General features: G+C 38.8%; 2 protein-coding genes. Both read left to right on the forward strand.

Going from position 1 to position 15534, the window contains the following annotated elements:
- The first annotated feature begins 281 nt into the window (after window positions 1-281).
- The gene (locus P2086_RS13680; RefSeq protein WP_317897306.1) at window positions 282-14114 is read left to right on the forward strand and encodes a LamG-like jellyroll fold domain-containing protein; all 13833 of its coding nucleotides are present in this window, start codon (window positions 282-284) and stop codon (window positions 14112-14114) included.
- Between the two features lie 212 nt (window positions 14115-14326).
- Complete coding sequence (locus P2086_RS13685) at window positions 14327-15490, forward strand: BaiN/RdsA family NAD(P)/FAD-dependent oxidoreductase (RefSeq protein ID WP_396127474.1); 1164 nt, start codon at window positions 14327-14329, stop codon at window positions 15488-15490.
- The last annotated feature ends 44 nt before the right edge of the window (window positions 15491-15534 follow it).

Here is a 15534-nt window from a genome sequence, read left to right on the forward strand (position 1 = left end):
GTAATATTAAATTTAGCACAATTTATTTTTGCTCTTTTGAAAGCGGAAAAAATGATTTAAAATCCTAAAAGTGATTTCACTTAATACAATATGTTTTTTTAGTCGCTAAATGATTATTCATCAATTTTTATACGCTTTTTTTTTATAACTCATCGCATTTTTGTTGTAGTTTATCGAATATCGTTTATATTTGTATGTCGCTGTGTATTATAATTTTAAGTCTTAGTACTTGATTTTTTAATGCAACAAAAAAAACAAACAAACACAATAAGATATTTACCTTGAAAACAATTCTTCAAAAAATTCTAAAACGCTTTTTAGGCATTGCTATATTCTTTTCTTTTCACTCTATTACTCATGCTCAAGTTGGGCAAACGCTAAATTTTGATGGAGCCAATGATTATGTTCAGGTTTCATCCTTAAGTTTCGGCACTAACTGGACTGCTGAAACCTGGATTTATCCTACTAATCTTTTTGGTAACTGGAATACCGTTCTAGGTCAGTGTTTCTATAATAACAATCAGGGATTTGTTATGGCTGTTCAGAGTGGATCTGTTTTTGTGGATTCGCCATTAATGGGAGGAGCTATATCCACATCAATAACGGGCAGTGTTTGGACTCATATTGCAGTTACTTACAATAATGGCATTTATGCTTTTTATAAAAACGGACTACTGGTTGGTGCAAAAACAGCATCTTTTACAAATTCAACAAATCCATTTTATATCGGAATTAGAACCAACAATAATAATGTTGGATTGATAGATCCGTATCAGGGAAATATCGATGAAGTACGAATTTGGAATGTAACACGGTCGCAATGTGATATTCAGCGATTCATGACTGCTGAAATTCCATCAACAGCCGCTGGTTTAGTAGCTAATTATCATTTTAATGAAGGGATCGCTAATGGAATTAATTTCATCCCAATCATTCTGAATAACAATACTTTAACAGATGCTACAGGAAATGGAAATAATGGAACCCTGAATAACTACGGTCTTTCTTTGGGCGGTTCAAACTCCAACTGGACATCACCAGGCTGTAGCGCTCAAGGAAATACCACACCAGCGAGCGCATCAACTGCCACAATAAACGTTACCGGTAATGGTAATACTATAATAGACGGAAGCACTTCCCCAACGACTTTTAACCATACCGACTTTGGAACAAATCCTACCAGAACATTTGTAATTCAAAGCACTGGCAGTCAAACTTTAAATGTGGGAACCCCAATAATTACAGGTGCTAATGCCAACCAGTTCTCAGTAACGGTAATTCCTTCATCTATACTAGCGGCAACAACTGGCTCAACCAGCTTTGTTATTACATTTACTCCCACTTCTGTTGGAACAAAAACAGCAACCATACATATCTACAACTCTGAATGTACCAGAACGATTTATGATTTTGTAATAAGTGCTACCGCCTCCTCTAACGGTTTGGATCTTGACGGTATAAACGACTATGTAGATTTTGGATCAGCTCCAACAACCATATTTGCAGGTACTTTACCCTATACTATTGAAGCCTGGGTAAAACGCAAAAGCGGTGGTAATGGAATTATAGCTGGACATCACAATTTTGGGGTTTCAGCTTCATGGAATTTAGCTGTTAATGCAGATGGTTCCTTACAATCCTACAGAAATCTTGCACCGTGGACTGTTATTTCCGCCCCAAATCTAGTTCCGGAGGATGTTTGGACGCATGTAGCTGCAACGTTTAATGGTTCTGCGCTTGTTCTTTGGGTAAATGGCGTGTCTGCAGGATTAACTGTCTTTGGAAGTCAACCTAGTACGACTGCGCCTTTATTACTTGGTGCAGGGCTCAGTGGCGGAACTCCAAGTACTTTTTTTGGAGGAGAAATTGACGAGTTTAAAATTTGGAATGTAGCCCGCAGCTCATTAGAAATAGCTAACGGAATGGTTGCTGAATTAGTTGGAAACGAAACCAATCTTGTTGCCTATTATCATTTCAACAAAGGCATACCAAGCGGTGGTAATGCGATATACAACACTGTTTCAAGTTTACCAGCAGGCATTACAGGCACTCTCACCAATTTTGCTTTAACAGGCTGCAACTCAAACTGGGTTTGCGGCGCTCCTTCTGTGGGTGGTTGTCCAAATCAACAAGAAATGACCGTAACCGGAAACTCAGTTGGAATTGTGAGCGGAGCTTCAACTGCTACGTCGACTAATTTTACAGATTTCGGCTCCGTGATAACTGGCGCAACGCTTACCAGAACTTTTGTCATCAAAAATAACGGTAACCTATCACTGACCATTTCAGCTTCTAATTTAACAGGAAGTGGGGCTTCCAGCTATAGTATAACTAGTCTACCCACAGGAGCAGTTGCTGGAGGAGGCACTACTTTTATAACAGTAACATTTTCTCCTACAACGCTTGGCTTAAAAAGTGCAACGCTTTCTATCACAAACAATGACTGTGATGAAAACCCATATAGCTTTGCAATTGAGGGTATAGGAGTTGCTGCAGGTGCAGGATTAAATTTTGATGGGATAGATGATAGAGTAGTTGTATCAACTGGAGTAAGTATAAACAATCAACCCATGACAATAGAATTTTGGGCAAAACGTAATGGTACAAATTCAAATGATTATATATTAGAACAAGGTACTTTTGCAACAAACAATACGTATTTACATGTTGGTTTTAGAAATACAAATCAATTCACTTTTGCATTTTATAATGGAGATTTAGATTATACAGGACCTGAGACAACTGACGGGCTTTATCATCATTGGTCTTGTGTTTACAATCCAACGGCTGTTGGGAAAAACAAATTTATTTATTTGGATGGTATTCTAGTTGCCGCTAATACTGCAACTTCTAATTATTTAGGCACAGGCACCTATTCTATTGGTGGTAGTAGTAACACCGGCTATTTTATTGGAAATTTAGACGAACTCCGCATCTGGAATGTAGCCCGCACACAATGCCAAATTCAATCATTTAAAGACTGTGAAATACCAACAACCGCAACAGGGTTATTGGCTAACTATCATTTTAATCAGGGTGTTGCATCGGGGAGCAATTCAACGGTTACAATTCTTGCGGATGCTACTGGTAGTTATAATGGAACGTTAACTGGTCCTTTTGCATTAACTAGCACCACTTCCAATTGGGTAACACCAGGAGGAGTAACAAGTGGTTCTATAACTGCTAATCCGCCCCTTGTTTCTTTTGTAGTAAGCGTAAGTGGCACAAACATTGCCCACGGAGCAACTACACCCACATTAAATGTTAATGATTTTGGAACAAATAGTACCCGCAATTTTACCGTTCAAAATACCGGCACAGGTAATTTATACATTAACACGGGTTATTTTACGGGTGCTGCGGCTTCACAGTTCAGCGTAACAGTTACTCCTTCAGGCACGCTTAGCACCAGTGCAACTAGTTCTTTAACAATTGTGTTTACCCCAACGGCTTTAGGCACGCAAACAGCGGTACTTAATATTATTACCAACGATTGTACAAACCCTACATACAGTTTTGTGATCACAGCAAGTGCTAGTCCTGCTTCAGCATTAAGTTTTGATGGGGTTGACGATGTTGTAAATTGTGGTACCGACCCTAGTTTAGATATCACTGTTGGAACCTGGGAAGCATGGGTAAGTCTTTCGACCCTAGCAACAAATAGCCGGATTTTCTTCAAAGAAAATACAGATGTTGTTGGAGGTGGAATGTACGAGTCATACTTTTGGGCTGCTTCTGGCAAATTTACTAGTGATTTAAAAATTGGGGTAAGCAACTATAAAGTAATAGGAACCACAATTGCGGCAATTAACACCTGGTACCACGTTGCAGCAACATACGATGGTACATATTTTAAACTTTATGTAAATGGTGTTTTAGACGGAATAACTAATATTTCGGGAGGTAATATGAATCCCGGAACCGGACGCTTATGTTTAGGAGCATCGGTTCTCACTCCTACTCCCATTGGTTCTGGATTGACCGGTAAATTGGATGAAGCTAGATTATGGAATGTTGTGCGCACGCAGTGCCAGATTCAACAATTCATGAATTGCGAAATTACATCGACTGCTTCAGGACTTGTTGCTAATTATCATTTTAATCAAGGCATTCCTTCAGGAGCAAATTCTACTCAAACCTTATTAATTGATGCCACTGGTGTAAACAATGGAACACTTACTAATTTTGGCTTAACAACAGGAAGTATTTCAAATTGGGTCTCCCCGAGCAACATTGTTAATGGATACACAATAGCAAGTGCTCCAACCTCATCTATTGCTTTAAGCGGAAATAGTAATAATATTCCACAAGGCACGTCAACAAGCACAAACAACTTAACCGATTTTGGAACAACCACCACAAGAACATTTGTGGTTCAAAATTCTGGCACGGGTACTTTGTCTGTTAATAATATTTCTTTTACGGGTGCCAACGCTGCACAATTTAGTATAACCTCTAGCCCTGCTTCTACCTTAGGTGCTAGCGCTACAAGTTCGTTTACCATTTTATTTACACCAACGGCTGTTGGTTCGGCAAGTGCAATTGTAAATATTGTAAGCAATGATTGTACGAATCCGACTTATAGTTTTGTGATCACAGCAAGTGCTAGTCCTGCTTCAGCTTTGGCATTTGACGGTTCAAATGATCAAGTCTTAATCAATAACACACCTGCACTAGACAATCTTATCACAGGCCCATTCTCTTTTGAAGCTTGGGTAAATCCAAGTTTATCTAAAAACAACACTATTATCAGTAAAGGCCATGGTGGATACGTAGTAAATGGTGGTGAATATATCTTCCAATTAAATCCTAGCAATCAACTTGCTTTTTTTCATAGTGATGTAAACGGTTGGAAATATTCTTCAGGCGCAGTTCCTTTAAATGCATGGTCGCACGTGGCGGTTACTTTTGATGGAAGCTACCTTAAATTTTATATTAATGGGCTTTTGGATGCTACTAAAACCTGTACAGCAAGTTTATTTACAGCAGGTAACAATTCTGTTTACATAGGCAGACAAGGGTATAATTGTAACTGTAATTTCTTTCAAGGAGGGTTGGATGAAATAAGAATTTGGACGGTGCCACGTTCTGAATGTGAAATTCAACAATACATGAATTGCGAGATTCCTACAACGGCAACAGGACTTTTGGCCAATTATCATTTTAACCAGGGAATTCCTGCGGGTAGCAACTCTACCGTTACAACACTCTCAGATGCCACAGGAGGTAATAATGGGGCTTTATTAAATTTTAGCTTAACAAATGGAAATAATGCTTCCAATTGGGTGAATCCAGGTGGTGTTATTTCAGGCTCTATTACACCGGCTGTATTAAACACTACTCTTGTTGTTAGTGGAAACGGTAATAACATTGCGCCTGGAAGCTCCACATCAAGTACCCTCAACTTTACAGATTTTGGAACATCTACAACACGCACATTTGTGCTTACAAATACCGGAAGCGGAAACTTGCACATTGGCTATGGTTTGTTTACAGGTGCTAACGCTGCCAATTTCTCTATAACCACCCTCCCTGGCACACTCATTGCAAGTGGATTAAACACGAGTCTTGTTGTTACTTATAGTGCAACTTCTCTCGGAACAAATAGCGCGGTTTTAAACATCTTTAGTTCTGATTGTACTAATCCAACTTATAGTTTTGTGATTACAGCAAGTGCTACCCCTGCTTCTGCTTTGGCATTTGACGGGGTGGATGATTATGTTATTACACCAAATTTATCTTCTGCTATTACAGTAACCAGCGATATTACCATCGAAGCATGGATTAATCCTAACGGAGCCGGCGTTGTAATTGATGAACGTGGAAGCACCTCCCTTGCTACATTTTGGAACGCTTCGCAAATAGAAATTCTAACCAATAGTGTTGTGGCTATTAGGGTTTGGAGTAGCGCTCCTGTAGCCTCTGTAACCTTAGGACCAATTAATTTTGGAACCTGGAACCATATAGTGCTAAGGTACAATCATATGTTGGGCAAACTAGATGGATTTCTTAACGGAGTTTCCTCCAGTACATTTGTTAATGTTATCAGGGAATCGCCAATAACTAATGGTTATAACCAACATTATGGTATTGGCTTAGGTGATTCGCAAAATTTGGGTAGTGGTGCTTATTTTAATGGTAAAATTGACGAGGTTCGTATTTGGAATACAGTCCGCACCCAATGCGAACTGCAAACCTATATGAATGCTGAAATTCCAACAACAGCAACAGGTCTTGTTGCTAATTATCACTTTAATCAGGGCGGCGATGGGATAAATAATTTGGCTGTGACGACCTTGACAGACGCAACGGGAACGAATACCGGAACATTAACGAACATAGCACTTACAGGTACAGTTTCGAACTGGATAGCACCAGGTCCATTTGCATCCGGATATACTGTGACTTCTGCGCCGCTTAGTACCATCACACTGAGTGGTAATAGCAATATCATTGCCAACAATTCCACATCTACTTCTACGCTGAATTTTACTGATTTTGGTTCTGCTACATCACGAACATTTGTTATTCAAAATACCGGTGCAGGAACTTTAACAATAGCAGCGCCATATCTAACAGGAATCAATGCTTCAGAATTTTCAGTCACTGTAGCACCGGCAACTACCGTGGCCGCATCAGCCTCTACTTCATTTGTGGTTGTGTTTACACCTACAACGGGTGGATTCAGAACAGCGACTTTAAACATCAACAACAACGATTGTGGTATTCCTATTTTTAATTGTGCTATTGGAGGAACCCCTTCAGCTGCTGCTGCACTTGATTTTGATGGCGTGAGTGATTATGTTAGTATCGCCCACACGTCTTCATTAAACGCATTTCCTTTAACTGTAGAAACGTGGGTTAAAACATCTTACACTGGTAGTACAGCCACATCCTTAGTGGGAAAATATGTAACCAACTCCAATAATGGTTGGCTTATTTACTTGACGAATGGAAATCTTATTGCGCATTATTTTAAAGATGCTACCAACTATATAAATTCTATCAACGCTACAACCAGCATCACAGATAACAACTGGCATCATCTAGCGCTTGTTATCGATGTGAATGGAGGTCGGTTTTACATAGATGGTATTCTCAGTTCTCCCAATCAGCCATGGGCAGGAACACCATCGCCACCAACCACAACTCAAAATGTACTCATCGGTAGCTACGATACCTATTTACCAGGCTCAATGGATGAAGTAAGAATCTGGAATGTTGCACGAAATCAATGTGAAATCCAATCCTACATGCATTGTGAAATTCCAACCAGCGCTACTGGACTAATGGCTAATTATCACTTTAACCAAGGCGCTGCTGGATTAAGCAATCCTACACAGTCGGTTTTGATTGATGCCGCTGGAACAAATAATGGAACTTTGAATACTTTTAATCTTGCGGGCGCTACTTCTAACTGGATAATTCCTGGTGGTGTAATTTCAGGCTACACTACAACCGCTGCACCAACTGCATCCATAACTTTAAGTGGAAATTCGAATCCAATTTTAAATAATTCAGTTGTAACCTCCACATTAAACTTTACAAATTTTGGAACTACAACAACAAGAACTTTTGTTATACAAAACAGCAATACCGGTACATTAAACATAAGCCTTCCAAATATTACAGGTACAAACGCTTCCGACTTCAGCGTTACAGTTCTTCCAACATTATCACTAGCAGCCTCTGCTACAACTTCTTTCATTGTAGTGTTCACCCCAACTGCAAATGGATTAAAAACGGCAACTATTAATATTAATAACAACGATTGTAATATTCCGCTTTTCAGCTTCGCAATTGAAGGAACTCCGCCTCCAGGTTCAGCACTTAGCTTTGACGGAGTTGATGACAGGGTTAACACAATTAACATGAACCCTTCCACCTATTCTGTTCTTACGTTTGAAGCGTGGGTATACAGAGAACCGTCAGCTAACGCAATTCAAGTTATTGTCGGTAATGAAGACGGTGGCTATGACAGGTGTTTAGTATCGGATAATCTTGGTCAAATTCACGTTTGGGCAGGAAGGAGTATTCCAACTGGGCTTACTTCTACATTAAATACCTGGGAACACTTTATGGTTACTTGGTCGGCTGCTGAAGTAAAATGTATTAAAAACGGAACAGAGGTGTTTATTACCTCTGGTGAAACTGCAAATTCTAGTGCACTGAATGGTGCCGTTGGTGCTTTAGAGGCCGCCTGGCGTTTTCCATTTAAAGGGCGTATCGACGAAGCACGTTTCTGGAATGGTACCCGCACACAGTGTGAAGTTCAAACTTACATGAATTGTGAAATTCCTTCCTCTGCACCAGGACTTATTGTGAATTATCATTTTAATCAAGGAGCTGCAGCACTTAATAACACTCTAGTAACTACGTCAATAGATGCATCAGGAAGCTCAAACACCGGAACTTTAAATAGTTTTGCATTAACCGGAACTATCTCAAACTGGGTTGCACCAGGAGGTGTAGTTTCTGGTTATACAACCGCTGCGCCACCAACAGCTTCGATTCAAATTAGTGGAAATTCGAGCTCCATTCTAAACGGCTCAACAAGTACATCAACTTTAAACTTTACAAATTTTGGAACTTCAACAACAAGAACTTTTGTTATACAAAACAGCAATACTGGTACATTAAATATTAGTGTTCCGTATATCACAGGAACAAATGCTTCTGATTTTAGTATAACAGTATTACCAACTTTATCCCTTAGTGCTTCAGCAACAACTTCTTTTGTTGTCGTTTTCACACCAACGGCAAATGGTATAAAAACGGCAACGATTAATATTAATAATAACGATTGTAGTATTCCGCTTTTCAATTTTGCTATTGAAGGAACGCCGCCGCCAGGAGCTGCTTTGAATTTTGATGGAGTTAATGATAATATCATAACATCAATAGATGCCGATACAGATGTAATTCCAAATACAACATGGGAAGCATGGATTTATCCAACAACCACTTTAGCATCTTACAGAATGGTGGTTAGCATTGATGATGGCTTTTTTGATAGGTATCTAACTTTATTTGGAAATGAAATTAGAATTTCAACCTCTAATCCAAATCAAATTACAATAACAACTTATTCAGCTAACCAATGGTATCACCTAGCAGTTGTATATACACAAGCAACAAATAAGGCTCTGGTATATGTGAATGGTATTTCCTATGGACCTTACTCTACAAATTTCGCAATTGGTACTACCACAAATAATATCAAAATTGGGGCAAATTTAAGTGGAGCAAACTATTTTGAAGGTCTAATCGACGAGGTAAGGATTTGGAGTACTGCTCGTACACAATGTGAAATACAAACCTACAAGAATTGTGAAATTCCAACCACAGCACCAGGTCTTATAGCTAATTATCATTTTAATCAAGGATCAAATGCGCTAAACAACACAGGTGTTATAAACCTTAATGACGCAACAGGTTCTAATACAGGAACTCTAACCAATTTTTCTTTGCTAACAGGTACTGTCTCTAACTGGATTGCTCCAGGAGCAGTAGTTTCTGGATACACGTTAACCTCTCCATCAAGTTCTTCTGTTTCAATTACAGGTAACGGTAATGGCATTGTCGCAGGAAGCACTACTCCAAACCTCACAAACTTTACAGATTTTGGAGCCGCAAATAGCAGAACATTTGTTATTCAAAGTAGTGGCGGAGGAACCATGTTTATAAATACACCTGTTACTTTAAATGGAGGAAACGCATCTGACTTCACTGTTGTTAGCCAACCCTCTTCTTCAATAACTACCGGAACAACAAACCTTATTATAAATTTTCTTCCAACAGGCCTTGGAACGAGAACTGCCATAGTGAACGTGAATAGTTCAGATTGCACCTCACCAAACTATAGCTTTGTAATTACGGCAAGTGCTTCGGCTGGTGCTGCTCTGCACATAAATGGAAATATTGAGACTATAGGAACTCCTGTCTTTAACACCCAAACTCTTAATAATACGCTTCAGGCCAAAGTATTTTGGAGTGGAAACGCCTCCAACCAAATGGTGGTATATAACGGAAACTCCTCTAACAGCGGTTATGGTATTTATGTTGGGGCTGCTGGTACTCCTTCCTTATTATTTGGCGGTGTTAGCTATTATAATGGAAATTACACTTTAACTCCAAATGTTTGGACTTCTTTGTCGGCAGTTTTAAAAAATGGAACTGGTGAATTTTATGTAAATGGCGTTCTCACGAATAGTTTTGCTATCGTAACACCTAATACTCCTAATACTAGTTTTAATATTGGTTGTAATTCAGCAGGTACAGAAGTTTTCAAAGGTAGTATTGACGAAGTGCTATTATGGAACAGAGCACTTACACAATGTGAAATACAAGCCTATTTAAATTGCGAAATTGCAACCTCCGCTTCTTCACTAGTTGCGAACTATCATTTCAATCAAGGTATCGCAGGTGGATTAAATCCAACGGTGACTGTGCTTACAGATGCATCAGGTAATAATCATCCTTTAACGCTTACAAATTTTAGTTTAAGTGGTTTAAGTTCTAACTGGATTGGTCAAGGTGCAGTAACTTCAGGAAGTTCATGCACGGCGTTTGTAGAACCTGATATTAATTTGATAAGCAACGCCATTACAATTCCCGATGGCAATACTGTGGTTGCAACAGCTGATAATACTGATTTTGGGAACATTACCTCTACATCGGTAACCGTAAAAAGTTATACCATTCAAAATACAGGTTCGGGTCCTCTAACGGTTAGCAGCATTACAATGAGCGGCGCAGATGCTTCGCAATTTATTGTTGGTGCATTAGCTCCTGCTTCGCCCATAGCTTCTGGTTCTTTTGCAGTATTCTCAGTAACGTTTGCTCCAACAAGCATCGGAACTAAAACAGCTACAGTAAATATAGCGAACAACGACTGCGACGAATCGCCTTACGATTTTGTATTGTCAGGGTCAGCAAACGTTGCAGCTGCCATTGCGTTTGATGGAACGAATGATTTCATTAATTGTGGTAATATTTTAACCGCTTCTTACACAAAAGAAGCCTGGGTTAAATTTTCAACCTCTTCTAACGGAAACAATTTTATTAGTGCTGGTAACGTAACCAATGGAAGTGCTTTATGGGCACCTGGTATTTACAATTACAGCCTTTCGGCCGGACATGACGGTGCCTGGAATCAGGTACAGGATAACGCTGTAATGATTCCTGGAAATTGGTACCACATCGCAGTTAGCTATGATGCACCTTCCACAACAATGAGTTTATATAAAAACGGAATACTCGTATCAAGTAACACAACAGTTCAACCTTTCACGGGGAATAGTCCCCTGCAAATAGGAGCGTTTAGCAGCACGTATGTTGCTACAGGTTTAATGGACGAGGTACGTATTTGGAATAGACCCTTGTGTGCCGCCGAAATTCTCAACAACATGAATTGTGAAATACCAACAACGGCACCGGGTCTGATCGCTAATTATCATTTTAATCAGGGTATAGGTTTTGGAGGCAATACCACAACCACGCTTGTTACTGATGTTTCAGGAAGCGCAAATACCGGAACACTCGTTAATTTTGCGGGTACAGGAACAATTTCTAATTGGGTACCTACCAGCACTGTGACAACAGGTTCTTCTTGTGCACCCTACTTTGCACCGGAAATAAATCTTGTTGGAAACGGTATAACAATTAACGATGGTGCATCAACTGCTACTATTAGTAATCATACTGATTTTGGTGCCGTTTGTGTTAACGGACAAGTTGTGCGCACATTCACCATTCAAAATACCGGTAATGCAAATTTAACTGTAGGTACCATAAGCGTTGGTGGAGTGAATGCTTCTCTTTCAAACATTGGTCCCCTTACCCCTGCCTCGCCGATACTACCAGGAAATTCAGCTGTGTTTTCGGTGACGTTTACTCCTACATCAAGTGGTGTAAAAACGACAACACTATTTATTACTAATAACGACTGCAATGAAAGTCCCTACGATTTTGTAATGACGGGAACTTGTAATCCTTTACCTGTTGTAACAGCTAGTGCCACAAGTTCGGTTATTTGTAGTGGATTTTCAACAATACTTAACGGTGGTGGTGCCGATACATATACTTGGACAGGAGGCATACCAACAATTACAAATGGTGTTTCTTTTACACCAACTACAACCTTAACCTATACAGTAATTGGAACAAACACTCTATCAGGTTGTGCCAGTACAAATCTTGCAGTTCAAACAATTACTGTTAATCCTAATCCAACCATAACAGCAACAGCAAACAACACGGTTATTTGTGATGGAAGTTCAATTACAATAAATCCTGGTGGTGCTAGTACATACACATTAAATCCAGGGTCAATCATAGGCACTAGCTTTACAATAGCTCCTTCTAGTAACATTAGTTATAGTGTAAGCGGCACGAGTACTAATGCCTGTGTTGGAATAAATACTGTTGTAATTTCAGTAACAGTAAATGCTTTACCTGTTGTAACTGCAACGGCAAGTAGCCCTGTAATATGCAACACAGCAACAACATCTTTGATAGGTGGAGGAGCAGATACTTATACTTGGACGGCTGGAGCAACAAATAATACAGCATTTACTCCATCCATCACAACTACTTATACGGTTATAGGATCGAATACTTTGACAGGTTGCACGAGTACCAACTCGGCTATTCAAACAATAACAGTAGATGTAACGCCTACAATAACTGCAGTCTCTGTGTCCTCTGTTCTTTGCGAAGGCGAGTCAGCAACCATAACTGCATCCGGAGCAAGCTCATACACATGGAATCCTGGCAATGTTTCGGTTACTATATATAATCCGACGCCGAGTGTCACAACAAGCTATACAGTTGTTGGAACAAGTTCCGCTGGTTGTACAAGTACCAATCTCGCTGTACAAAGTATTAGTGTGAATTCATTACCTAGTGTCACCCCATCCATTTCAAAGTCAAAAATCTGCGAAGGTGACTCTGTTATACTAACTGGAAGCGGCGCAAGCACTTATACTTGGACTGGTGGCGCCATTGACGGAGTGTTCTTCACTCCTTTAACTACAGGTGATTTTACGGTAAGCGGCACAAATGTTGCTGGTTGTACAAACACAAATAGTGCGGTAGCGTCAGTAACAGTCAACGCTTTACCATCTCTCACAATCAGCAGCACTAAATCAGTAATTTGTATTGGCGATCAAACAACTTTGAATGCAAGTGGAGCAGTAACTTATACGTGGACCAACGGTATAATTAACGGAAGTGCATTTTCACCTTCCGTTACAACAACATACACATTAACCGGTACCGATTTAAATACTTGTGAAAACATGGCTTTAACAACCATAACGGTTAACAACTTACCGGTCATTTCATTTACAAGCTCTGCTATTGAAAGTTGCGAAGCACAATCTGTCACATTAACTGTTTTAGGTGCTTCTTCCTATACTTGGAATACAACTGAAATGCTCAGTAGTATTGTTGTATCACCAACAACAAGTACTATTTATACCGTTAACGCTATAGATGTTAACACCTGCACCAACACAGCGTCTTACACACAATCTGTTATTTCATGTCCAGGAACATTTACAGCTTCTACCAGCAAAACCGATGTAACATGTAATGGTAAAGATGATGGTAGTATCAACGTTAGTTCAGCTAACTCTTATACAGGTTCGACATTGAGTTATTATTGGAACCCATCAATTTTATGTCCAAACAATAATTGCGATAGTCTTAAAAATCTGAAAGCTGGCACTTACAATTTAACATTAAAACTGACGTACACCTTAAACGGCACTTTAGTTAAAGTTGAATCGATAGTTTTAAATCCAATAACAATACTTGACCTTAATGGCCAATGTGTTGTGAAAGTATATAATGGCGTTACAGCAAATAATGATGGAGTAAATGACATCTTAACAATTGAAAACATTGAAGAATTTCCGAATAATACTGTGAATATTTTTAACCGTTGGGGACAACAAGTATATCAGGTAAAAGGATATGATAACGTAAATAAAGCTTGGCCAAGTAATGGAGATGAAAACAATTTATCATCTGGCACTTACTTTTATGTGATTGACCTAGGCATTGGCGGAAAACCAATTAAAGGTTGGGTTGAGTTGATTAAGAACTAATTTTGAATGGAAAATGTAAAATGTTTGATGGAAAAGGAAAAAACTCCAACCATCCCCATCTTGCATTTTACATCTTCAATTTTCCATCTTAAATAAAACCTCAGTGTTAGTCATATTTTAAAACCTAATTATCGTAATCTATTCAGTAAATTTACGGCATCGTAAAAAGTTGTATAGTTATAGGAGGTGGAGCTGCAGGTTTTTTTGCTGCTATTAACTTAGCAAAAAAAAATCCAAATTATAAAATCACCATTCTTGAAAAAACAAACAAACTACTTTCTAAAGTAAAAGTCTCTGGTGGCGGCCGTTGCAATGTAACACACCATTGTTTTGAAAATTCGGAGCTAGTAAAAAATTATCCCAGAGGGAATAAAGAGCTACAACAAGTTTTTTCAAAATTTAGTGTTCAAAATACCATAGATTGGTTTAAACAACACGGTGTTATTTTAAAAACAGAAGAAGACGGCCGTATGTTCCCTTACTCCAACGACAGTCAAACCATTATTGATTGTTTTTTAGAACTTGCCAAAAAGCTAAACATAAAAATCGTAGCGCAGTGCGAGGTCTTTTCAATCCAAAAAAATACTGAACACTTTATTCTTAAAACCAATAAAGACATTCTATCAGCAGATGTGATAATTTGTGCTTTAGGTGGTCACAATAAAACAGGCGCTTATGATATTTTGAAAAACATTGGGCACACCATTGATAAACCAATTCCAAGCCTTTTTACATTAAACCTTCCAAACGAATCCATAAAAAAAGATCTTCAAGGAATTAGTGTAAAAAATGCTCAAGTGCTAATTGAAGGCACGAAATTAAATTACAATGGTCCTATTTTAATTACCCATTGGGGTTTAAGTGGGCCAGCTGTTTTGAAATTATCGGCCTTTGCAGCGAAAGAATTTTTCGACATCAATTATCTCGCTCAAATACGGGTGAATTGGGTATACCCTGAAAAAATAAATAACATTTTGGAACAGATAAAGCAGATTCAAAAAGAAAAACACAAGGCACTTCCCCACTCTAACTCAGCTTTTGATTTACCAAAACGTTTATGGGAGTTTTTATGCGAACAATCTCAAATCCCAACTAACAAACCTTGGGCAGAGGTTTCGAATAAACACTTAAATAAATTAGCAGTGAAGCTCGTAAACAGCAGTTTTAAGATGGAAGGAAAAACAACCTTTAAAGAAGAGTTTGTTACTTGCGGCGGTGTGAATTTAAAGGAGGTCGATTTTAAAACCATGCAAAGTAAATTGGTACCAAATTTGTTTTTTTGTGGTGAGGTTTTGAATATTGATGGGATAACGGGTGGTTTTAATTTTCAAAGTGCCTGGAGTACGGCATGGGTTTGCGCTCAGAGTATTGAATAACGCTTAAAAGTATTTTTGCTAAAATTCCACACAATCAACTATCT

Origin of the sequence: Aurantibacillus circumpalustris (assembly GCF_029625215.1) — a bacterium.
GTDB classification, from domain to species: Bacteria; Bacteroidota; Bacteroidia; order B-17B0; family Aurantibacillaceae; genus Aurantibacillus; species Aurantibacillus circumpalustris.